Source organism: Streptomyces sp. SUK 48, from assembly GCF_009650765.1.
Lineage (GTDB): Bacteria > Actinomycetota > Actinomycetes > Streptomycetales > Streptomycetaceae > Streptomyces.
In genome coordinates this window covers 1,089,763-1,111,152 of sequence record NZ_CP045740.1, presented here as the reverse complement: position 1 = coordinate 1,111,152, position 21,390 = coordinate 1,089,763, and the positions used below count along the sequence as shown (strand labels likewise).

Below are 21,390 nucleotides of genomic sequence, written 5' to 3'. Positions count from 1 at the left end.
GCTATACGACCGTCAGCCGGCGGTCCGGCAGATAGCCGGTCAGTGCGACCGTCGGGCCGTGGGAGAGCACCGACGGGTCCGGTACGTCGGACGGGATCGGGATCTCGGCCGCGATGGCCCGGTCGGCGGCGCCCGGCGGGGGCGGGAACGGCGCACCGGTCTCGATCAGGTGCTGGTAGTAGTCGAGCGACTTGGCCATGTCGACGGTGACCGCGGCGGTGACCCGCCCCCGGTAGCCGTAGACCATGGCGAGCCGGCGCGCCTCCAGGGAGCCCTGCGCGATGACCACGTGGTCGGAGTAGGTGGGCACCCCCACCGACTTGATGTTGAGCCCGAACTGCGTCGACCAGAACGTCGGCAGGGCCAGGTGCGGGCGCCGCATCGGCCCGGGGCTGACCATGTTGTGGGCGGCCACCTCGGCCTGGGTGACCGCGTTGCCCCAGTGCTCCAGGGACAGCAGCTGGTAGCCGAAGAGCGGGTGCGGGAAGCGGGAGACGTCACCGGCCACGAAGACGTCGTCGGTGACGATGCCGTACATGTCGAAGGCCCGGCATCCCGCGTCGCAGGCCAGCCCGCGCGGGCCCGCCGCGAGTCCGGAGTCCGCCAGCCACTCCACGTTGCGCACCGCGCCGAGCGCCACCACGCACACGTCCGCGTCCACCTGGTTGCCGTCGGACAGCTCCACGCCGGTGAAGGTCTTCTCGCCGAGCAGCCTGGTCACCGTGACCCCGGTGCGCAGATCCACGCCGTGGTTGCGCTGCATCACGGCCGCGAGCTTGGACAGGGTGCCGCCGAGCGCGCCGACCAGGGGCGCCGGGCCGCGCTCGGTGACCGTGACCTCCAGGCCGCGCTCCCGGCAGGCGGAGGCGATCTCCGAGCCGGTGAACCCGCCGCCGATCACCAGCACCCGCCGCGGCCCCGCGTCCAGCGCCGCCGCGAGCCCCGCCGCGTCCTCGCGGGTGCGCACGGTGAACACGCCGTCCAGCGCGGCCTCCGCCGGGTTCGGCCAGGGCCGGGCGCGGGTCCCGGTGGCGATCAGCACCCGGTCGTACGGCAAGGAGTCCCCGTTGTCGAGCAGCACCCGCTTGCCCAGCGGGTCCAGGCCGGTGGCCCGCACGCCGAGCACCCACTCCGCCTTGGGGTCCAGGCGCATCGGCAGCCCGGTGGAGTCGGCGGGCGCGACGCCCAGCAGCACCTGCTTGGAGAGCGGCGGGCGGTCGTACGGCGGATGGGGCTCGTCCCCGACCACGGTCAGGGAGCCGGTGAAACCCTGCTCGCGCAGCGCCTCCGCGGCCCGCAGGCCGGCCAGCGAGGCGCCCACGACGACGATCCGGCCGTCCGTGAGGTCATCGGGCACCGCCGCTCACCTCTTCCCCGAGGAGAATGGCCTGCACCGGGCAGGCCGCCGCGGCCTGGCGCACCCGTTCGACCTGATCGTCGGGAACGGCCGGGGCGTACAGCAGCCCTTCCTCGCCGTGCAGCCGGAACACGTCCGGCGCGAGGAACACGCACTGCGCGTAGCCCTGGCAGCGCGTGAGGTCGACAACGGTCTGCATCGCAACCACTTCCTCCTCCGCCGTACCGCCCCCTCACGTCCAGCATGGGGCGAGACCGGGTCGCGCGCACGGCCACCCGGGGCGGCGGCCGGGAGCGGCGCACCAACGCCCCGCGCAAGAGCGCCGCTTGACGTACCCGGACGAACGCCGACATCCTCCCGGGTCCGGGAAGAAAAACTGGTCCAACCAGTTGACCACTGTACGAACCGCGTCCACCCTGATCGCCATGACCGAGGGACACATACGGCGCGAGGCGGTCTCGGACCAGCTCTTCGCCCTGTTGCGCGACAGGATTCTCGGCGGGGCGCTGCCGGCGGGCGGCGCGCTCACCGCCGAGCGGGAACTGGCGGCCGAGTTCGGGGTGAACCGGCACGCCGTACGGGAGGCCGTCAAGCGTCTCCAGCAGGCCCGGCTGGTCGAGGTCAGCCATGGCGGCCGCACCCAGGTGCTGGACTGGCGGCGCACCGCCGGTCTGGAACTCGCCGTGGGCATCGCCGCCGCCGACAGCGGCCCGAGCGTGCAGGACATCGCCCGCGACGCCCTGGAGATGCGGGCCTGCGTCGGCGCGGACGCCGCCCGGCTGTGCGCGCTGCGCTGCTCCGCGCGGGCCGCCGCCGAGATCGCCGCGGCCGTCGAGGCGCACGCGCAGGCCGGGCCCGATCTGACGGAGCTGGACGGGACCTACATCGCCTGGTGGCGGCTGATCGTGGAGGGCTCCGGGAACATCGCCTACCTGCTGGCCTTCAACAGTCTGGTCGACGGCCTGATCCCGGTCGCCGACGTGCCCGCCGACCTCGGCGCGGGCGAGATCCTGGACGTGGAGGCCCACCGGCGCCTCGCCGGTCACATCCAGGCCCGCGAGGCCGGCGCGGCCGAGCGGCTGGCCCGCGAGCTGCTGACCCGCAGCGTGCCCGCCGCGCCGCGCACCCGCAGGGGGGCCGGCCGATGATCCCCACCGTGATCTACGCGATCCCGGCGTTCGTGCTGCTGGTCGTCGTGGAGGCGCTGTCGTACCGCTTCCTGCCGGACGACGACGAGCGCGGCTACGAGCTGCGCGACACCGTCACCAGCATGTCCATGGGCGCGGGCAGCCAGGTCATCGCGGTGCCGTGGAAGGTCGCGACGATCGTCGTCTACGCCGCCGCGTACACCGCCGTCCCCTGGCATCTGTCGCCGTCCTCCGGCTGGACCTGGCTGCTGCTGTTCTTCGGCGACGACCTGGCCTACTACGCCTACCACCGGGCCCATCACCGGGTGCGGGTGCTGTGGGCGAGCCATGTGGTGCACCACTCCAGCCTGCGCTACAACCTGTCCACCGCGCTGCGCCAGACCTGGACGCCGATGACCGGCCTGCCCTTCTGGCTGCCGCTGGCGCTGCTCGGCGTGCCGCCGTGGATGATCCTGGTCGAGCAGGCCGTCAGCCTCGTCTACCAGTTCTTCCTGCACACCGAGCGGGTGGACCGGCTGTGGCGCCCGGTGGAGTGGTTCTTCAACACGCCCTCGCACCACCGGGTCCACCACGGCTCCAACCAGGTGTACCTGGATCGCAATTACGGCGGCATCCTCATCGTCTGGGACCGGCTGTTCCGCACGTTCGAGCCGGAGGGGGAGCGGGTGGTGTACGGGCTGACGAAGAACATCGGCACGCACAACCTGGTCCGGGTGGCCTTCCACGAGTACGCGGCGGCCTGGCGCGACGTCCGGGCGGCGGTGCGGTGGCGGGACCGGGTCGGATACGTGTTCGGGCCGCCGGGATGGTCACCCCGTGTCGGCCGATGAGATGATGATCGTCAAGTCGAGCCGGAAGTCCGGGGGTAAGAAGTGGCCGGATCGGTCCCGTGCCGTGTCGTCGTGTGCCGTGACTGCTGCTGCGGCACCCCGAAGGTGACCGGCGTCGACCACGCGGCGCAGACCGCCCGGCTGAAGGCGGAGGTGCCCGCGCGGATCTCCGACTGCCTCGACGTGTGCGACCAGGCCAACGTCATCGTCGTCCAGCCCTCCACCGCCGGCCGGGCCGCCGGCGGCCGCCCGGTCTGGCTGGGGCTCGTCAACGACCCGGAGGCGACCGAGGACGTCATCACCTGGGTACGGGCCGGCGGGCCGGGCGTGGCACCGCTGCCGGAGATCCTCGGGCTGTACGCCTTCACACCGCCCGGTCAGGTCGCGAAACCCTGAGGATCACGGACCGGGAACTCGGCCCGAGTTCTGGCCCGTCTTCACCAACTGCCCCTAGAATGAACACCGTTCGCACAACAACCGCATACGTGCGTGACCGGGGGAAGCCGGTGGGAATCCGGCGCTGACCTGCAACCGTGTGCGGCCGTGGGCCGCGAGTCGGGCTACCCGGCACGTGCTGGTACCGCTTCCCACTGTCATGGTCCGCAGCGCGAAGCCGAGAGCCATGCCCGGAGCACCGGGCCCGGCCCGACCACCGGCCCGCGCGAGCGGGGGTGAGCGGCGCCGCGCCGGTGCGCCCCGCTCGCCCGGCGCCGAGGCCGCGGGCCGCCCGCCCAGGAAGGCTCAGCTCTTGCCCGCCACCCTCGCACGCCGCACCCTGATCACCGCGACCGCCCTCGGCACGGCCCTCGTCGCCGTGCCGGCCACCGCCCACGCCCAGAGCACACCGGGCACGAACGCCCCGGTCGCAGTCACGCTCACCGTCCAGGGGCCGGACGGGCTCCTCTTCAAGGGGAAGATCAGAACCCGGGGCCACGACGTCACCACCGCGACCGGCGGCACGCACCACTGCGACGGCACCAACGGCGGCGCGAACCCCACCGCCGTGCCGACGCCCACCGCGGCCCTCGACGACGCCGCTCACCGGCGGCACTTCACCTGGGACGGCACCTGGTACGCGTCGTTCGACGACTACTCCGTCGACACCGTCAAGAACGTCAGCGGCGGCGCCTCCGCCTACTGGAACATCTCCGTCAACGGCACGCCCACCCCGGTGGGCGGCTGCCAGTTCAAGCTGAACGCCGGGGACACCGTGGCGTTCACCTGGACCGCTTTCTGATCCGGCCCGTTCCTCACCGGCCGGGGAACGGGCGCGCCTCGGTCGGTGCGACCGGCTCCCCGGCCCGCACCCCGTGCAGGACATGGGCCAGCACCTCCGCCCCGCGCACCACCCGCGGGCCCGGCCGGTTGTAGTACGACGGCCCGTCCAGCACCCAGACCCGGCCGGACCGTACGGCGGGCAGCTCCGCCCAGCCCGGCAGTGCGGTGAGCAACTCGGCCTCGCGCAGGGTGCGTTCGGGAGGGAAGCCGCATGGCAGGACGAGCAGGACGTCCGGCCGTGCGGCGCGCACCGCCGACCAGGGCACCGGCTCGGTGTGCTCGCCGGGCGCGGCGAGGAGCGGTTCGCCCCCGGCGGCGCTGATCTGCTCCGGCACCCAGTGTCCGGCCGGCCACAGCGGGTCGAGCCATTCGATCGCCGCCACGCGGGGCCGGTCGCGCCCGGCGACCGAGCCGCGCAACCGGTCCAGCCGGGCTTGGAGTTCGGCCCGGCGGCGCAGCGCGCGCTCGCGCACGCCCAGCAGTTCGCCGACGGTGACCAGGCAGTCCAGTACGTCGTCCAGGGTATGCGGTTCCAGGCTGAGCACCCGGGTGTCCGCGTCGAGCAGCCGTACGGCACCGCTCACCCGCTCGTACGACACCGCGCACACGGCGCACAGGTCCTGGGTGAGCACCACATCGGGCCGCAGCGCCGCCAGAGCCTCGGTGTCCAGCGTGTACAACGACGACCCCGAGTGCGCCGACCCGCCGACGGCATCGGAGATCTCCCGGCTGCTCAGCGCGTCCTGGTCCAGCTCCGCCCCGGTCACCACCGGCACCCCCGCCACCTCCCGGGGCGGCCAGTCGCACTCGTGCGTACGACCGACCAGGCTCGCGGAGAGACCGAGCGCGGCGACGATGTCGGTGGCGGCGGGGAGAAGGGAGACGATCCGCATGCGCTGAGCCTATGCCGGGGGCCCACCTGAGGCCGTGCCGAGCGGGCACCGGCGGCCCGGACACCGGGGACGGGGCCGCGACGCGCCGTACCTCCGGTGCAGGGTGGGCATGCCGCGCCTCATATGCCGAGCGGGGATCGCCGTCCCGTCGCCGGGCATGGCGAGCCGGGCCTGCCGCGCTGATCCTCGCCTGCCGCCTGCCGCCTGCCGCCTGCCGCCTGCCGCCTGCCGCCTGCCGCCTGCCGCCTGCCGCCTGCCGCCTGCCGGGTGCCGAGTGCCGCCGTGTGCCGAGGACATCGGAGTATGGGGCGAGTGGTCCGAGGCGCGTGCCGAACCGAGGCGCCGGCCGGCGCCAGGCCCCCGCACCGGGCTCCCTCGCGCCGACCTTCCGCGGCGAGCCCCCCGCCGAGCCCCCGTCTCCGGCGGCGAGCCTCCTGGCGCCGGGCCCCCACAGCGAGCGCCCCGCGCCTGACGACCCGCAGCGTGCCCCCTTCCGAGTGCCCGCCCCTCACCGCGGCGAGCGCCCCCGGCCGAGCCGCCCCGCGCCCCCAGAGCCCCGCCCCTCAAGCACCTCCTGTCATGCCCCCCAGCGCACCGCGATCGTGTCGCCCACGCCGATGGTCGTGTCGCGGGTGGCGGTGGCGAAGGCCGAGCCGTCGATGCTGGCCTTCCAGGTGTTGGAGCCGCTGTTCGCCTTGCCGTTGAGGGTGGTGACGGTGCCGGAGCCGGAGGCCGGGGTGATGTCCGTGACGCAGCCGGACGGGGTCGCCGTGCTCTTGGCGGCGTCGAGGACCGCGCCCAGCGTGGTCGTGGTGCCGGTCGGCGTGAGCGCGACGGAGCACACCTTCAGGCCGCCCGCCCCGTCGTCCACGCTGAGCGCCAGCTTCGTCGCCGTACCGGAGGTGAACGAGCCCTGGCCCACCCACTGCGGGGCACCCGGCGTCGTGGGCGCGGGCGGCGCCGCGGTGAAGCCGCCGCCGGCCACCGCGCGCAGGGCGTCGATCGAGGAGTACGCCGTCGGCGAGGCGTCACCCGGCTGGTACCTGAAGCCGCCGCCGGGATTGAACTGCTGCGCGATCAGGAAGTCCACCGGGGTCTTCCCGGCCGAGGTGAGGAAGTCACCGGTCTGCGGGTTGATGCCGCACGCGTTCAGCCCGGACACCGCCCAGCCGTTGGAGTCGGTGTTCACGCCGAACATCGCGTTGAAGGCACCGCTGTTCGCCACCAGCTTGCTCTTCAGGAACGCCTTGGCGCGGACGATCCCGCTGTCGGTGCCGGGCACCCCGGACGTGCACAGCGCGGCCATCGCGGCGCCGGTCATGTCGATGTCGCTGGTGGCGGCGAGCTGGCTCGGATTCCCCTCCGCCTTGCCGTAGTTCCAGCCGCCGTCGTTGTGCTGGTTGGCCCGGATGCGGGCGACGACGGAGTCACGCAGCGCCCCCGGTATCCGCGCCTGCCCGGACTGCGTCTTCGCGCCGTTCAGGGCGAGCGCGGCGAAGACGGTGCCGTTGAAGTTGGCCGACGGGCCGAAGTAACCGGTCTCCGAGGTCTGCCAGTAGCCGTAGATGTCGGCGATCAGATCCCGCGAGGCGGACACCCGGGCCGGATCGATGCCCGCGGCGTACGCGTTCAGCACGGCGCGCTCGTAGTCGGTGACGACGGGGGAGGAGGACGGCCAGGCGGTGGTGGAGAGCAGATTCCGGTAGACGGATCTCGCGTTCTTGCTGGTGTCGCCCCCGGGCGTGACGTCCACCGCGGCGGTGCCGGCCGCGGCGAGCGCGCTGAACGCCCACTCGTTGGACAGTCCGGAACCGGCGTACGAACCATCGGCCGCCTGGAGGGACTTGAGGTAAGCGACGCCGTTCGTCTTCGAGGTGGTGATCTGCGCCGGGGAGGACGTGGCCGCTGCGGGCAGCGTGCCGAGGGTGAACGCGCCGAGCGCGGCGGCCGCGACGAGCGCGGGACGGCGGAGGGACAGCGGACGGATCATGGCCTGCTCCTTGGATGGAGGACGCCGACCCCACTCGGTGCCATGGCCCATCGATCCGGGGGCAGCGGGTGCAGGCCGCCGTCCGGAACGCGTGGACCGGCTTCCAAAAGTGCTACACCGCCTGGGCATTCGGGCTCGGGACGGCCCCGCCGTCCCATACCGCTGCGCGTCAGCCCCGGACTCCCACCGGGTTCCCCCATTCGGCAGACCGAGACGGTACCCGACGGCCAACCCGCCCGCCAGCGACCGTCCCCGGTCCGTGCGCCGCGTCACGGGCCGCTCTTGACGCTTCCTGTGAAGCGTGCTCAAATCCGGCTGATACGCAATGAGTTCCAGGGGAAGCCGGTCGAATTCCGGCGCTGACCCGCAACCGTAGGCCCGGCACCGTCCCGGGCGAGCCGGACTGCCTGGAGCGTGACCTGCAACAGACGCCGTCGTGGACTGCGGCGTGGTGCGAACGGCTTCCGGGCTCCTTCCGTGCTCCGGGGGCCCCTCTGCCACGCCCGTGCCCGCGCCGGCCGACAGAGGGGGCCGTGGTGGGGACCGGGCAGCGAAGAGACGAGCGGGCGAGGGCGATTCCGCCCCGCGTGGCGGCACAGGCGACGGCCCTGTGTGTACTGCTCGCGGCCTGCATGACCTTCCTCACGATCACGGTCACGCCCGCGACGGCGGACGGCACCGGCGGCTGCACCGCGACCAGGGGCGCCCTGGTCGCCGTGGACTTCGGGCCCTTCGGCGGCCCGGTGGAACACGGCTGCGACCTCACCCCCACCACCGGCTACGACCTGCTGCACGACGCCGGCTTCAGCACCGCCGGCACCCAGCACGACGGCCCCGCCTTCATCTGCCGCATCGGGTACGGCGCCTTCGACTCCGGTACGCAGTACCCGACATCGGACAAGGAGTCCTGCGTCCTGACCCCGCCCGCCACGGCGTACTGGTCGTACTGGATCGCCGCCCCGGGTCAGAAGGACTGGACCTACAGCCCGTACGGCGCCATGGACCGCAAGCTCAAGGACGGCGACGTCGACGCCTGGGTCTACGGCGGCACCGATGTCCAGGGCTCCACCGGCAAACCCACGTTCACCCCCGACGACGTACGCGGCGGCGACCCCTCCGGGCCCGGCCCGGGCGGCCCCACCGGTGCCCCCGGCAAGCTCGACACGAAGGCCGCCGCCACCTGGCTGACCGGCCGACTCACCGACGGTGAAAGGGTCGTGGACGACGGTGCCACCACCCCCGACTACTCGCTGACCGCCGACACCGCGTTCGCGCTCGCCGCCGCGAACGGCAAGAGCGCCGCGCTCGACAAGGTCACCGGCTATCTCGCCGCCCACACCGCGGACTTCGCCTACCCGGACGGCACCGGCCAGGCGCCCGACGCCACCGCCGTGGCCCGGCTCGCCCTCCTCGCCGAGATCACCGGCCGCGACCCGCGCGCCTTCGGCGGCCACGACCTGCTCGCCGCCCTCACCGCCAACGTGTGCGCGGCGGGCCCGGAGTCCGGCGAGGCCACCCCCGGCTGCACCGCCAAGGGCGACTTCCGCGCCTCCTCCTACACCGAGGGCCAGGCCCTCGCGGTCCTCGCCCTGCTGCGGGCCGGCGTGACACCCCCGGCCGCCGCGGTCGACCGCCTCACCCGACTCCAGTGCAAGGACGGCAGTTTCACCAGCATCCTCATCCGGTCCGGCGAGTACTGCGACCCCGACCCCGCCACCACCGGGCTCGTCGCCCTGGTGCTGCACCGGGCGGGCGGCCACGAGGACGCGGTGAGCGCCGCCCGCGCCTACCTCGGCGGCGCCCAGCGCGCCGACGGCGCCCTCCCCGGCTACACCGGCTCGACCACCGGCTCCGTCAACGCCACCGCGTACGCCGCCCAGGCACTGGCCGCCCTCGGCGACACCACCCGCGCCACCGCGGCCGTCGGCTGGCTGTCCCGGCAGCAGCTGAAGAGCGGCGGCTTCGGCTTCGAGGAGGGCGCCACCGACCCGGCCGTCTACGCGACCTCGCCCGCCGTCCTCGCCGGCAGCGGCACCAGCCTGGTCACCCTCACCACCAAGGCCACCGGACCCACCCCGCCGCCGACCTCGCCGAGCGGCACCCCGACCACCCCCGCCCCCGCCCCGGGCGCGGGCCCCGACCTGAAGAAGGGCGTCGCCTACCTCACCACGGCGGCCAACCTCAGGCAGGGCCAGTACTACGGCGACGGCACCACCTCGGGGCGCGCCGACTTCGGCCTCACCATCGACGGCGCCTACGCGCTCGCCGCCACCGGCCTGGACAACGCCAGGCTGCGCGGCATCGTCGACTTCCTCGACCACCGAGGCAAGGACGGCGCGGGCCGCACGGTGGACGACTGGACGAATGTCGGCACCTCCTACGCGGCGGCCGGCTCCCTCGGCAAGACCGCCCTGCTCGCCGAGGCCGTGGGCCGCGACCCCCGGCACTTCGCCGGACACGACCTGATCGCCGCCCTCGACAAGGCCGTCTGCGCCAAGGCCGGCACCGGTGGCGACCGCGCCTGCGCGGCGAAGGGCGCCTACACCTACGCGCCCTCCGTCTTCGCCCAGTCCCTCGCCGTCATGGCCCAGGTGCGCGCGGGCGACACCACCTCGGCCCAGCGGCCGATCGCCTACCTGGAGAGCCTTCAGGAGAGCAGCGGCGCCTGGCCCAGCCTGATCCCGTCCACCAAGGACTCCGACGTGGACTCCACCGCCATCGCCGCCATGGCCCTCGACCTGGCCGGCGGCGCCACGGCGGACAAGGCCGTGGCCAAGGCGCTGACCTGGCTCGCCTCCCGGCAACTGGCCGACGGCGGCTTCCCCGGCACCGCGGGAGACTCCGTCAACTCCGCGGCTCTCGCCGTACAGGGCCTGTCGCTGGACGCGCCGAAGTACGCCCGGCAGATCGCCAAGGCCCGCACGTTCCTCGCCTCGCAGCAGAACGGCGACGGCGGGTTCGCGGTGGCCAAGGGCGGTGACCGCCGTTCCGACCTGCGCGCCTCCACCCAGGCCGTCGGCGGCGCCACCGGCATCTCCTTCGGCACGCTCAAGCGCAGCCTGACCGGCACCTCCCCGCAGCCCACCCCGAGCCTCAGCGGCAGCGCCCCGGACATCGTCACCACGGGAGACACCGGCGGCACCGGCGACTCCGGCGGCGCGGGCGACGGCGGGGCCGGTACGAGCGGCGGTGGCGGCATCCTCGCCGCCACCGGCGTCCAGGCGGGGGCCCTCGCCGCGATCGCCGTGCTGCTGATGCTCGCCGGCTGGCGCACCGTGGCCGTCGCCCGCCGCCGCACCGGCACCGGGAGCGGACGATGAGCGCGGCGGCCCGCCTGATACGGGTCCTGGCCGCCCTCGGTCTCGGCGCCGCGGCCGTCGTCCAGGCCGGTACTCCGGCCGCCGCCGCGCCCCAGCCGATGGGGCGCTGCACCACCACCTCGGGCGTCGTGCTCGCCGTCGACCTCAGCCACTGGGGCGGCCCGATCCTGCGCTCCTGCGGCACCACCCCGACCACCGGGTACGAGCTGCTCAACCAGGGCGGCTGGAGCACCACCGGCACCGGGCACGACGGCCCCGCCTTCATCTGCCGCATCGGTTACAGCGGTTACCAGCACGGCCGCCAGTACCCGACCCCCGCCCAGGACGACTGCGTGCTCACCCCGCCCGCCTCCGCGTACTGGTCGTACTGGCACGCCGATCCCGGGGCCACCGACTGGACGTACAGCCGGCTCGGCGCGATGCTCTACCGGCCCAAGCCGGGCAGCGTCGACCTGTGGGAGTTCGGCGGCACGAACATCCAGGGCACCGAGGGCCGCCCGAAGGTCACCCCCGGCCAGCTGCGCGCCCGCAACACCGCACCGCAGGGTGACGCGGGCAAGCCGGCCTCCACCCGCAAGGCACCGCAACTGCCACCCGGTGTGAACACCGGTCCGGCCCCGGAGAAGCAGCCCGCCCCCTCCGCCCCGGCGTCCGCGAAGCCGACGCCGGAGCCCGGCAAGAGCGCGAGCCCGACGCCGTCGCCCAGCGCCACCACGAGCGGCCCGGCGTCCGCGGCCCCCGCTCCGTCCCCGAGCACCGGCACCCGGGTGGTCGACGCCGCCCCCGCCGCCGAGGCCCGGCACGACTCCGGCTCGATCGTCCCGGTGGCCGCGGGTGCCTGCCTGGTCGTCCTGATCGGCGGCGCGGCCTACGCGGCCCACCGGCGCCGCCGCTCCGAGTGACCGCCGTGTCCCGTACGGCCGTCGAGGCACCCGCCGCCGAGGCGGCACCGGACCGCGGCGGCCGGCGCCTGCCCCGCACCCTGCACCCCTTGGCCTGGTGGGTGTGGGCGCTCGCGCTGGCCACCGCGGTCAGCCGCACGGACAACCCGCTGCTGCTGTTCCTGGTGCTCGCCGTCCTCGGCTACGTCGTCACCGCCCGGCGCACCGAGGCGCCCTGGGCCCGGGGCTTCGCCTACTACCTGTACCTCGCCCTGTCGGTGGTCGCGATCCGCGTCGTCTTCCGGGCCGTGTTCGCCACCGGCATCACCCCGCACGACCACTTCCTCTTCTCCCTGCCGCACCTGCCCACCCCCGACTGGTACGCGGGCATCCGGATCGGCGGCCCGGTCTCCCTGGAGGCCCTGCTGTCCTCCGCCACCGACGGGCTGCGCCTCGCCTGCATGCTGGCCTGCGTCGGCGCCGCCAACACCCTCGCCAACCCCAAGCGCGCCCTGCGCGTCCTGCCGGGCGCCCTGTACGAGCTGGGCGTGGCCGTCACCGTGGCGATCAGCGTGGCGCCCCAGCTGGTGCAGAGCGTCCAACGCGTCGCCCGCGCGCGGCGGTTGCGGGCCGGCCGGGCCAAGGGCGTCAAGGCGCTGCGCTCCATCGCGGTCCCGGTCCTGGAGGACGCCCTGGAGCGTTCCCTGCGGCTGGCCGCCGCCATGGACTGCCGCGGCTACGGCCGGGCGGGCAGCGCCACCCGCCGCTCCCGCCGGATCACCGGCGCGCTGATGCTGCTCGGCATGTGCGGCCTGTGCGCGGGCGCGTACGGACTCCTCGACGCCACCGCGCCCACCCTCCTCGGGCTGCCCGCGATGACCTGCGGGGCAGCCCTGTGCGTGGCGGGCCTGCGGCTCGGCGGCCGGCGCGTCACCCGCACCGCCTACCGGCCCGACCCCTGGCGCCTGCCGGAGTGGTGCGTCGCGGGCAGCGGAGTGCTCTCGGCCGTGCTGCTCTTCAGCGACCTCGGCTACGACCCCGCCCAGCTCAACCCCACCTACTATCCGCTCACCTGGCCCGGTCTGCCGCTGGTGCCGACCGCCGCCGTCCTGCTCGCCGGCACCGCCGGGTTCCTCGCCCCGCCGCCCGGCCCCGTCCCGAGAGCCACCGCACCGTGATCACCTTCGACCAGGTCACCGTCCAGTACGACGACATGCCCGAGCCCGCCCTGCGGGACGTCGCCCTCACGGTGGACGAGGGCGAACTCTGCCTCGTCACCGGCCACACGGGCGTCGGCAAGTCGACCCTGCTCGGCGCCGTGAACGGGCTGGTCCCGCACTTCACCGGCGGCACCCTGTACGGACGGGTCACCGTCGACGGCCGCGACACCGCCCACCATCCGCCGCGCGAACTCGCCGATGTCGTCGGCGTGGTGGGCCAGGACCCCATCGACGGCTTCGTGACCGACACCGTCGAGGAGGAACTCGCCTACGCCATGGAGCAGCTGGCGATCCCGCCCGCGACCATGCGCAAGCGGGTCGAGGAGACTCTCGACCTGCTCGGCCTCGCCGACCTGCGCCACCGCGCGCTGCACACGCTCTCCGGCGGACAGCAGCAGCGCGTCGCCATCGGCTCCGTGCTCACCGCCCACCCCCGCGTGCTGGTCCTGGACGAACCCACCTCCGCCCTGGACCCGACGGCGGCCGAGGAGGTCCTCGCCGCCGTCACCCGGCTCGTGCACGACCTCGGCGTGACCGTCCTCATGGCCGAACACCGTCTGGAGCGGGTCGTGCAGTACGCGGACCGCGTCATCCACCTGCCCGGCGACGGCCGCGCCCGCATCGGCCCGCCCGCCGAGATCCTGCGTACGGCCACGATCGCGCCCCCGATCGTGGAGCTGGGCCGGGCCGCGGGCTGGTCCCCGCTGCCGCTGTCCATCCGCGACGCCCGCCGCGCCGCCGCCCCGCTGCGCGCCCGGCTGGCCGGACGGACCCCGGCCCCGGTACGGCCCCAGGCCCCGGACGGCGACGCCAACCGGCTGCTGACCGCGCGGGGCGTCACGGTCGCCTACCGGGACGTCGCCGCCGTACGCGCCGTGGACCTCGATCTGCACGCGGGCGAGGTCGTCGCGCTGATGGGCCGCAACGGCTCCGGCAAGTCCTCCCTGCTGTGGGCCCTCCAGGGCTCCGGACCCCGCCGCGCCGGCACCGTCCGGGTGAGCGGCGAACACGGCGCGCGGGACCCGCACGCGGTGTCGGCCGCCGAGGCCCGCGGGCTCGTCGGACTGGTCCCGCAGACGCCCGCCGACCTGCTCTACCTGGAGAGCGTCGGGCAGGAACTCGCCCAGGCGGACGCCGAGTCGACGGCCGGGGTGACGGCGCGCGGGCTGCTGGACCGGCTCGCGCCCGGCATCGAGGACGCCACACATCCCCGCGACCTGTCGGAGGGGCAGAAGCTCGCTCTCGTCCTGGCCGTCCAACTGGCCGCCGCACCGGCGGTCGTGCTCCTGGACGAGCCGACCCGGGGCCTGGACTACCGGGCCAAGGCGGCGCTGACCGGCATCGTGGACGCCCTGGCGGCCGAGGGCCGCGCGGTCGTCATCTCCACCCATGACGTCGAGTTCGCCGCCCGCGCCGCCGACCGGGTCGTCGTCATGGCCGAGGGGGACGTCGTGGCCGACGGCCCCACCGCCGAAGTCATCGTCTCCTCGCCGACCTTCGCCCCGCAGACGGCGAAGATCCTCGCCCCTCTCACCTTCCTGACGGTGCATCAGGTCGAGCGGGAACTCGCGGACCCGGAAGGGGCGCGGTCGTGAGAGGACGCGCGGGGGCCGGAGCGCCCGCCATCCGGCTGACCGGACGGGCCGGGGTGGTCATGGCACTCGCCGCCCTCCTCGGACTCGTCGCGTTCTTCTGGCCGTTCGTGGTCGCGCCCGGGACGTTCGGCTCCTCCTACGCGCCCCCGCTGATCTTCGCCGTGCTGCTGGTGCTCGTGCTGTGCGTGGTGCTCTCGGAGATCGCCGAGGGCGGCATCGACTCCAAGGCACTCGCCATGCTCGGCGTGCTCTCCGCCGTCGACGCGGCCCTGCGCCCCCTCGGGGCCGGTACGGCGGGCATCGAGACGGTCTTCTTCGTCCTGGTGCTCGCCGGGCGGGTGTACGGACCTGGCTTCGGCTTCGTCCTCGGCTGCACCTCGCTGTTCGCCTCCGCGCTGATCACCGGGGGAGTGGGGCCCTGGATGCCGTACCAGATGTTCGGCTGCGCGTTCGTCGGCATGCTCGCCGGATTCCTGCCCCGGGCGAGCGGCCGGCGCGAGGTGCTCATGCTCGCCGGCTACGGCTCGCTGTCCGGCTACCTCTTCGGCTTCCTGCTCAACCTCTCCTTCTGGCCGTTCTCCCTGGACCCGAACAGTTCGATCGCCTATCTGCCGGGCCTGCCCTTCACCGAGCAGTGGCACCGCTACGTCGCCTTCGACCTCGCCACCTCGCTGGGCTGGGACACCGGCCGGGCCGTCACCAACTTCGTGTGCGTGCTGCTGGCCGGTCCGGCGGTGCTGGCCACCTTCCGGCGCGCCGCCCGCCGCGCCCGCTTCCGGGCTCCGGTCCGCTTCGCCGGACCCCGTGAGCGGCCCGCGGAGAGCGCGGACGGCGTGGCCTGAAGAGGCGTACCGAATCCCGTGCGGACGCACCGGATGCACGGGGACACTGGATTTACTAGGACGTCCAACTATATATTCGGGGGAGAAGGCCCGCGGTGCAGGGAAGCCGGTGTGAATCCGGCACGGTCCCGCCACTGTGACCGGGGAGTACGCCGTCGCCCCATACGCCACTGACGAGCAGGATGTCGGGAAGGCGGACGGCGCGCGCTGATCCGGGAGTCAGGATACCGGCCGCGGGATGTTCCGTGTTGTCCACGAGGATGGAGCCGACACGCATGGCACCCCTGCGCACCCATGATCCCGGCGCGAGCCGACGCGGGCCCCTCCCGCGCGGCAATCCCGCCGTACCGGTCTGAGGCCCGGCCCGCCACCGCGTCTTTCGCGCCGCCCCGGCACGCCCGCACGCGCCCCCGCGCACCCGGCCGTGTGCCGCTGCCGCGCACCATCCCGGATCACCCCCCTGACGAGAGCAGGCAGCCATGATCCGTCCCCAGACACCCTCCGCCGTACGCGAGTTGACCCACTTCGTCGACGGCAAGCGCGTCCCGGGCACCTCCGGGGCGCACGGCGAGGTGTACGACCCCAACACCGGTGAGGTCCAGGCCCTGGTGCCGCTCGCCGGCCGGGCCGAGACCGAGGCCGCGATCGCCTCCGCCGCCGAGGCGCAGCGCGCCTGGGCCGAGTTCAACCCGCAGCGCCGCGCCCGCGTCCTGCTGCGCTTCCTCCAGCTCGCCGAGCAGGAGAAGGACGCGCTGGCCCGGCTGCTGTCGGCCGAGCACGGCAAGACCGTCGCCGACGCCCACGGCGACCTCCAGCGCGGCCTGGACGTCGTGGAGTTCGCCGTCGGCATCCCGCATCTGCTCAAGGGCGAGTTCAGCGACAACGCGGGCACCGGCATCGATGTGCACTCCCTGCGCGCGCCCCTCGGCGTCATCGCGGGCATCACACCGTTCAACTTCCCCGCCATGATCCCGCTCTGGCAGGCCGCACCCGCGCTGGCCTGCGGCAACGCCTTCGTCCTCAAGCCCTCCGAGCGCAACCCGTCGGTGCCGCTGCGGCTCGCCGAACTCTTCCTGGAGGCGGGCCTGCCGCCGGGCGTGCTGAACGTCGTCAACGGCGCCCGGGACGCTGTCGACACCCTCCTGGAGGACCCGCGCGTCGCCGCCCTCGGCTTCGTCGGCTCCACCCCGATCGCCGCGCACGTCTACGCCACCGCCGCCGCCCACGGCAAGCGCGCCCAGTGCTTCGGTGGCGCCAAGAACCATCTGATCGTGATGCCGGACGCCGATCTGGACCAGGCGGTGGACGCGCTGATCGGCGCCGGGTACGGCTCGGCCGGCGAGCGCTGCATGGCCATCTCGGTCGCCGTGCCGGTCGGCGAGGCCACCGCGGACGCCCTCGTCGCCCGGCTCACCGAACGCATCGCCGCGCTGCGCATCGGCCGCAGCGACGACCCCGCGGCCGACTTCGGCCCGCTGGTCGCCCCCGAGGCCCTGCGCCGGGTCCGCGACTACGTCGGCCTCGGTGTCCAGGAGGGCGCCGAACTCGTCGTGGACGGAAGGGACTTCGTCCTCCCCGGCCACGAGAAGGGATTCTTCGCCGGCGCCTCCCTCTTCGACCGGGTCACCCCGGACATGCGGATCTACCAGGAGGAGATCTTCGGCCCGGTCCTCTCGGTGGTCCGCGCCGCCGGCTACGAAGAGGCCCTGCGCCTGCCCAGCGAGCACCGCTACGGCAACGGCGTCGCGATCTTCACCCGCGACGGGGACACCGCCCGCGACTTCACCCGGCGGGTGAACACCGGCATGGTCGGCGTGAACGTGCCCATCCCGGTGCCCGTCGCCCACCACACCTTCGGCGGCTGGAAGCGCTCCGGCTTCGGCGACCTCGGCCAGCACGGACCGGACGCGATCCGCTTCTGCACCCGCACCAAGACCGTCACCTCCCGCTGGCCCGCCGGCCGCCGCGAGGGCGCCTCCTTCACGATCCCCACGATGGGCTGAGCGCCGTATGACCACCACCCTGCTCACCGAGGACCAGCGGGCCCTCGTCGAGGCCACCCTCGACTTCGCCCAGGACCACCTCGCCCCGCACGCCCTGGACTGGGACCGGGACAAGCACTTCCCCGTCGACGTCCTGCGCAAGGCCGCCGGGCTCGGCCTCGGCGGCGTCTACGTCCGCGAGCAGCACGGCGGCTCCGCCCTCACCCGGGCCGACGGCGTGCTCGTCTTCGAGACCCTGGCCTCCGGCTGCCCCGCCATCGCCGGCTATCTGTCCATCCACAACATGGTCGCCTGGATGATCGACTGCTACGGCGACGACGCCCAGCGCGAGCGCCTGCTGCCCCGGCTGTGCGCGATGGACGACCTGTCGAGCTACTGCCTGACCGAACCCGGCGCCGGCTCCGACGCGGCCGCCCTCACCACCCGTGCCGTACCCGACGGCGACCACTACGTGCTCACCGGCGTCAAGCAGTTCATCTCGGGCGCGGGCGCCGCCCAGGTGTACGTGGTGATGGCCCGCACCGGCGAACCCGGCGCCCGCGGCATCTCCGCGTTCCTGGTCGACAAGGACGACCCCGGGATCTCCTTCGGCCCGGACGAACGCAAGATGGGCTGGCACGCCCAGCCCACCCGCCAGGTCGTCCTGGACGGCGTCCGGATTCCCGCCGACCGGCTCCTCGGCCGCCCGGGCGACGGCTTCCGGATCGCGATGAACGGCCTGAACGGCGGCCGCCTCGGCATCGCCGCCTGCTCCCTCGGCGGCGCCCGCAGCGCCCTGGACCGGAGCCTCGCCCACCTCGCGGACCGGGAGGCGTTCGGCGCCCGCCTCCTCGACGCCCAGGCCCTGCGCTTCCGCCTCGCCGACATGGCGACCGAGCTGACCGCCGCCCGCGCCCTGGTCCAGCAGGCGGCCCGCGCCCTGGACGCCGGGGACCCGCAGGCGCCGTACCTGTGCGCCATGGCGAAGCGGTTCGCCACCGACACCGGGTACTCGGTCGCCGACCGCGCCCTGCAACTGCACGGCGGATACGGCTACCTCGCCGAGTACGGCATTGAGAAGATCGTCCGCGACCTTCGCGTCCACCAGATCCTGGAAGGAACCAACGAGATCATGCGCGTCATCGTGGCCCGCGGCCTGACGGAGGCCCTCGGATGAGCAACGACGCCGAGGAACCCGTCCTCCTGCGCACCGCCGGCCGGGCCGCCCGGATCATCCTCAACCGGCCCCGGGCCCTCAACGCCCTCACCCATGAGATGGTCACCCGCGTCGACGCGGCGCTGACCGGCTGGGCACACGATCCGGCCGTCCAGGCCGTCGTCATCAGCGGCGCCGGGGAGCGCGGACTGTGCGCGGGCGGCGACATCCGCGCCATCCACGACGACGCCCGGGACGGCGACGGCACCGCCTCCGCCGCGTTCTGGCGGGACGAGTACCACCTCAACGCCCGTACCGCCCGCTACCCCAAGCCGTACGTCGCCCTCATGGACGGCATCGTGATGGGCGGCGGGGTCGGCCTCTCCGCGCACGGCGGCGTCCGCGTCGTCACCGAGCGCTCGCGGATCGCCATGCCCGAGACGGGGATCGGCTTCATCCCGGACGTCGGCGGCACCTACCTCCTCTCCCGCGCCCCCGGCGAGCTGGGCACCCATCTCGCCCTGACCGGCGCGCAGATCGGCGCCGGTGACGCCCTGTTGTGCGGGCTCGCCGACCACTACGTGCCGTCCGCCGCGCTGGACGCCCTGCTGGACGACCTCGCCACGATGCCCGTGCCCGAGGCTCTGGCACGGCACGAACAGGTCGCACCGCAAGGGGTGTTGACCGAGCAGCGGAGCTGGATCGACGCCTGCTGCTCCGCCGACTCCGTCGAGGAGATCGTCGAGAGGCTGTGCGCGCACGGCGGCACGGAGGCGAAGGAGACGGCCGAGACCCTGCTCGCCAAGTCGCCCACCGCGCTCAAGGTCACCCTGGCCGCCCTCCGCCGCGCCCGGCGGCTCGGCTCCCTGGAGGAGGTCCTCGACCAGGAGTACCGCGTCTCGTGCGCCGGGCTGAAGAGCCCCGACCTGGTGGAGGGCGTCCGCGCCCAGATCATCGACAAGGACCGTAACCCGCGCTGGTCGCCGGCGACCCTGGCCGAGGTCACGGACGCCGACGTGGAGCACTTCTTCGCCCCGCTCGGCGACCGCGAACTCGGGCTCGCGGGACCCGGCGGTGCGCCGGAGGCGGCGCGGTGAGCGGCGAGGGTCGGGCGCGCCGTACCGTCGCCTTCATCGGGCTCGGGCACATGGGCGGCCCCATGGCCGCCAACCTGGTCGGGGCCGGGTACCGGGTCCTCGGCCACGATCTGGTGCCCGAGGCCCTGGCGGCCGCCGCGCGGGCCGGGGTGGAGCCCGCCGGGAACGCGGCCGAGGCGGTGGCCGGCGCGGACACGGTGATCACCATGCTCCCCGCGGGGCGCCATGTCCTGGACCTCTACGACACCCTGCTCCCGGCGGCCCGGCCCGGCACCCTCTTCCTCGACTGCTCCACCATCGACGTCGCCGACGCCCGTACCGCCCATGAACGCGCCGCCACCGCCGGGATGCGGGCGCTGGACGCGCCCGTCTCCGGCGGAGTGGTCGGCGCCGAGGCCGGCACGCTGACCTTCATGGCCGGCGGCGGGGAGAGCGAATTCGCGGACGCCCGACCCCTGTTGGACATCATGGGCGGCAAGGCCGTGCACTGCGGCGGCCCCGGCGCCGGACAGGCGGCGAAGATCTGCAACAACATGATCCTCGGCGTCTCCATGATCGCCGTGAGCGAGGCGTTCGTTCTCGGCGAGCGTCTCGGACTGTCCCACCAGGCCCTGTTCGACGTCGCGTCCACGGCGTCCGGGCAGTGCTGGGCGCTCAGCGTCAACTGCCCGGTCCCGGGACCGGTTCCGGCGAGCCCCGCCAACCGGGACTACCGGCCCGGCTTCGCCGCCGCGCTCATGGCCAAGGACCTGAGACTCGCCGCCAACGCGGTCGAGGCGGGCGGCGTGCACGCCGAACTCGGCCTCAGAGCGGCCGAGTTGTACGCCGACTATGCCGAGCGAGCCGGTACGGCCGAGGACTTCTCGGGCATCGTACGCACCATCAGGGAACAGAGCGGAGAGCGCGCGTGAGCAGCGAGTACGAGACGATCCGGGTCGAGCGCAAGGGGCGTACCGCCCTGCTCACCCTCGACCGCCCCAAGGCCCTGAACGCCCTGAACCTCCAGGTCATGAACGAGGTCGTGGCCGCCACCGAGGCGCTGGACCGGGACCCGGAGTGCGGCTGTGTCGTGCTCACCGGCTCGGCGAAGGCGTTCGCCGCGGGCGCCGACATCAAGGAGATGAGCCCGCAGGGGTACATGGACATGTACCTGGCCGACTGGTTCACCGCCTGGGACCGGCTCGGCCGGCTGCGGACCCCGACCGTCGCCGCGGTCGCCGGGTACGCCCTCGGCGGCGGCTGCGAGCTGGCCATGCTCTGCGACATCCTGCTCGCCGCCGACACCGCCGTCTTCGGGCAGCCCGAGATCAAACTCGGGGTGATCCCGGGAATCGGCGGCTCCCAGCGGCTGACCCGTGCCGTCGGCAAGGCCAAGGCCATGGAACTGGTGCTGACCGGGCGCACCATGGACGCCGTCGAGGCCGAGCGCGCCGGGCTCGTCTCCCGGATCGTGCCGGCGGACGAACTGCTCGCCGAGGCCCTCGCCGTCGCCGAGACCGTCGCCGGGATGTCGCTGCCGGTGGCGATGATGGCCAAGGAGGCGGTGGACCGGGCCTTCGAGACCACCCTCGCGGAGGGCGTCCGCTTCGAACGGCGGCTGTTCCACGCGGTGTTCGCCACCGCCGACCAGAAGGAGGGGATGGCCGCCTTCGCGGACAAGCGGCCGCCGGAGTTCCGGCACCGCTGATCCGGGGCCCGCCCTCGCGCGCACGCAGGGGCGCCCCTCGGCCACCTGTCTGATTGACGGACGATCCTCGTTTCCGTACGCTCCGCTCTAGTGATGGCCTGAGGAAGCTGGTGG

General features: G+C 74.0%; 18 protein-coding genes and 4 riboswitches. Of the genes, 14 read left to right on the top strand and 4 right to left on the bottom strand.

The features are described from left to right. Position 1: 1 nt before the first annotated feature. Both GHR20_RS04700 and GHR20_RS04695 read right to left on the bottom strand, forming a co-directional pair. Positions 2 to 1,357, bottom strand: a complete 1,356-nt coding sequence (locus tag GHR20_RS04700) for an FAD-dependent oxidoreductase (RefSeq protein WP_111584251.1) — start codon at positions 1,355 to 1,357, stop codon at positions 2 to 4. Beyond that, entirely contained in the window at positions 1,347 to 1,556 is a 210-nt protein-coding gene (locus tag GHR20_RS04695) for a ferredoxin (RefSeq protein ID WP_046420515.1), read from the bottom strand. Before GHR20_RS04695 ends, GHR20_RS04700 begins: the two co-directional genes overlap by 11 nt. Before the next feature lie 226 nt (positions 1,557 to 1,782). On the opposite strand from GHR20_RS04695, the gene GHR20_RS04690 reads away from it, so the two are divergent. The 4 genes from GHR20_RS04690 to GHR20_RS04675 all read left to right on the top strand — a co-directional run bounded on the left by GHR20_RS04690 (position 1,783) and on the right by GHR20_RS04675 (position 4,572). Further along, entirely contained in the window at positions 1,783 to 2,505 is a 723-nt protein-coding gene (locus GHR20_RS04690) for a GntR family transcriptional regulator (RefSeq protein WP_148025594.1), read from the top strand. Continuing rightward, positions 2,502 to 3,335 (top strand): sterol desaturase family protein, encoded by an 834-nt coding sequence (locus GHR20_RS04685; RefSeq protein WP_148025593.1) that lies wholly within the window; start codon positions 2,502 to 2,504, stop codon positions 3,333 to 3,335. Before GHR20_RS04690 ends, GHR20_RS04685 begins: the two co-directional genes overlap by 4 nt. A 72-nt stretch (positions 3,336 to 3,407) precedes the next feature. Next, positions 3,408 to 3,731 carry a hypothetical protein gene (locus tag GHR20_RS04680; RefSeq protein WP_343335993.1) on the top strand — a complete coding sequence of 108 codons (324 nt, stop codon included), beginning with the start codon at positions 3,408 to 3,410 and terminating at the stop codon, positions 3,729 to 3,731. 50 nt (positions 3,732 to 3,781) lie between these two features. Further along, positions 3,782 to 3,922: riboswitch (cobalamin riboswitch) on the top strand. 161 nt (positions 3,923 to 4,083) lie between these two features. After that, the gene (locus GHR20_RS04675; RefSeq protein WP_243877932.1) at positions 4,084 to 4,572 is read left to right on the top strand and encodes a DUF4430 domain-containing protein; all 489 of its coding nucleotides are present in this window, start codon (positions 4,084 to 4,086) and stop codon (positions 4,570 to 4,572) included. 13 nt (positions 4,573 to 4,585) lie between these two features. Here the strand turns inward: GHR20_RS04675 and GHR20_RS04670 are convergent, their stop codons facing one another. After that, complete coding sequence (locus GHR20_RS04670; RefSeq protein ID WP_153812336.1) at positions 4,586 to 5,506, bottom strand: cobalamin-binding protein; 921 nt, start codon at positions 5,504 to 5,506, stop codon at positions 4,586 to 4,588. A 577-nt stretch (positions 5,507 to 6,083) separates the two neighbouring features. After that, on the bottom strand, positions 6,084 to 7,496 hold the full coding sequence (locus GHR20_RS04665; RefSeq protein WP_153812335.1) for a hypothetical protein: 1,413 nt from the start codon (positions 7,494 to 7,496) through the stop codon (positions 6,084 to 6,086). Positions 7,497 to 7,598: 102 nt separating this feature from the next. After that, positions 7,599 to 7,728, bottom strand: a riboswitch (cobalamin riboswitch). A 63-nt stretch (positions 7,729 to 7,791) separates the two neighbouring features. Beyond that, positions 7,792 to 7,922, top strand: a riboswitch (cobalamin riboswitch). A 206-nt stretch (positions 7,923 to 8,128) separates the two neighbouring features. On the opposite strand from GHR20_RS04665, the gene GHR20_RS04660 reads away from it, so the two are divergent. From GHR20_RS04660 to GHR20_RS04615, 10 genes are all read left to right on the top strand, one after another. Continuing rightward, a complete protein-coding gene (locus tag GHR20_RS04660) occupies positions 8,129 to 10,816 on the top strand; it encodes a prenyltransferase/squalene oxidase repeat-containing protein (RefSeq protein WP_153815834.1) in 2,688 nt (895 codons plus the stop codon). Further along, positions 10,813 to 11,718 carry a hypothetical protein gene (locus GHR20_RS04655; RefSeq protein ID WP_153812334.1) on the top strand — a complete coding sequence of 302 codons (906 nt, stop codon included), beginning with the start codon at positions 10,813 to 10,815 and terminating at the stop codon, positions 11,716 to 11,718. Before GHR20_RS04660 ends, GHR20_RS04655 begins: the two co-directional genes overlap by 4 nt. Then, complete coding sequence (locus GHR20_RS04650) at positions 11,715 to 12,875, top strand: energy-coupling factor transporter transmembrane component T (protein WP_111584258.1); 1,161 nt, start codon at positions 11,715 to 11,717, stop codon at positions 12,873 to 12,875. Before GHR20_RS04655 ends, GHR20_RS04650 begins: the two co-directional genes overlap by 4 nt. Beyond that, positions 12,872 to 14,512 carry an ABC transporter ATP-binding protein gene (locus tag GHR20_RS04645; protein WP_153812333.1) on the top strand — a complete coding sequence of 547 codons (1,641 nt, stop codon included), beginning with the start codon at positions 12,872 to 12,874 and terminating at the stop codon, positions 14,510 to 14,512. The genes GHR20_RS04650 and GHR20_RS04645 overlap by 4 nt, the downstream gene beginning before the upstream one ends. A gap of 59 nt (positions 14,513 to 14,571) precedes the next feature. Next, positions 14,572 to 15,354, top strand: coding sequence for an ECF transporter S component (locus GHR20_RS04640; protein ID WP_243878295.1), 783 nt, complete (start codon positions 14,572 to 14,574; stop codon positions 15,352 to 15,354). 69 nt (positions 15,355 to 15,423) lie between these two features. Next, a riboswitch (cobalamin riboswitch) is annotated at positions 15,424 to 15,605 on the top strand. Positions 15,606 to 15,833: 228 nt separating this feature from the next. Next, a complete protein-coding gene (locus GHR20_RS04635; protein ID WP_153812331.1) occupies positions 15,834 to 17,357 on the top strand; it encodes a CoA-acylating methylmalonate-semialdehyde dehydrogenase in 1,524 nt (507 codons plus the stop codon). A 7-nt stretch (positions 17,358 to 17,364) separates the two neighbouring features. Beyond that, positions 17,365 to 18,513 carry an acyl-CoA dehydrogenase family protein gene (locus tag GHR20_RS04630; protein ID WP_153812330.1) on the top strand — a complete coding sequence of 383 codons (1,149 nt, stop codon included), beginning with the start codon at positions 17,365 to 17,367 and terminating at the stop codon, positions 18,511 to 18,513. Next, on the top strand, positions 18,510 to 19,589 hold the full coding sequence (locus GHR20_RS04625) for an enoyl-CoA hydratase/isomerase family protein (protein ID WP_153812329.1): 1,080 nt from the start codon (positions 18,510 to 18,512) through the stop codon (positions 19,587 to 19,589). The genes GHR20_RS04630 and GHR20_RS04625 overlap by 4 nt, the downstream gene beginning before the upstream one ends. After that, complete coding sequence (mmsB, locus tag GHR20_RS04620; RefSeq protein WP_258399481.1) at positions 19,586 to 20,500, top strand: 3-hydroxyisobutyrate dehydrogenase; 915 nt, start codon at positions 19,586 to 19,588, stop codon at positions 20,498 to 20,500. The genes GHR20_RS04625 and mmsB overlap by 4 nt, the downstream gene beginning before the upstream one ends. Beyond that, on the top strand, positions 20,497 to 21,276 hold the full coding sequence (locus GHR20_RS04615; protein WP_111584264.1) for an enoyl-CoA hydratase: 780 nt from the start codon (positions 20,497 to 20,499) through the stop codon (positions 21,274 to 21,276). Before mmsB ends, GHR20_RS04615 begins: the two co-directional genes overlap by 4 nt. Positions 21,277 to 21,390: the final 114 nt, after the last annotated feature.